Raw genomic sequence first — 626 nt, forward strand, 5'->3', positions numbered from 1 at the left:
GCCGCTGCGAGCGTGTGGTCAGAGGTGGAGGTGCAGGCGCAGGGCGTCGTCGAGTTGGGTCAGCAGGTGGGTGGGAATCCGGCCAGTGACGGGGCCGATGCGTTCCACCGAGACCGAACGAACTTGTTCAGCTTGGGCTTTCGAATCCACGTGCAGGCCTGTTTCGTCAGCGGGGAGGAGGACCTGGAAGGGGTAGACCCTGGCGATGTTGCTGGTGACGGGGACCACGGTGACGACGCCACGCCCCAGCCTCGCCGCGGTGGCGTTGGCGTTGTCGTTGCTCACGATCACCGCAGGGCGACGCTTGTCCGCCTCTCCCGCGCGGGCGGGTTCCAGATCGACCAACCGGATCTCACCGCGGAGCATCAGCCATCCCGTCAGCCGCGGCGGAATCCCACGCGTCGGCGTTCCCGGAGTCTTCCCACTCCCGCCAGGCTGATTCGTAGGCGGACTGGAGTTCTGGGTCGCCGAGTAGCCTGATCGCCTGCTGGATGGCCGCGGAGCGCGACTTCAGGCCGGCAGCGTGGGCGTACTTGTCCAGGGCTGCGACCTCGCTCTCGGAGAGACTCACACTCAACTTCACCTGACTCATGCGACCAGCCTACTACCAGACTTCCTACCACGGT

2 protein-coding genes are annotated in these 626 nt (G+C 66.1%); both read right to left on the reverse strand.

The window, feature by feature from the left end; translation table 11 throughout:
- Positions 1-18: 18 nt before the first annotated feature.
- Positions 19-366, reverse strand: a complete 348-nt coding sequence (locus tag ET989_RS14660; protein WP_131170284.1) for a type II toxin-antitoxin system PemK/MazF family toxin — start codon at positions 364-366, stop codon at positions 19-21.
- Complete coding sequence (locus tag ET989_RS14665) at positions 353-592, reverse strand: ribbon-helix-helix domain-containing protein (RefSeq protein ID WP_220492351.1); 240 nt, start codon at positions 590-592, stop codon at positions 353-355. Before ET989_RS14665 ends, ET989_RS14660 begins: the two co-directional genes overlap by 14 nt.
- Positions 593-626: the final 34 nt, after the last annotated feature.

The sequence above is a fragment of the Propioniciclava sinopodophylli genome (assembly GCF_004324755.1).
Taxonomy (GTDB): Bacteria; Actinomycetota; Actinomycetes; order Propionibacteriales; family Propionibacteriaceae; genus Propioniciclava; species Propioniciclava sinopodophylli.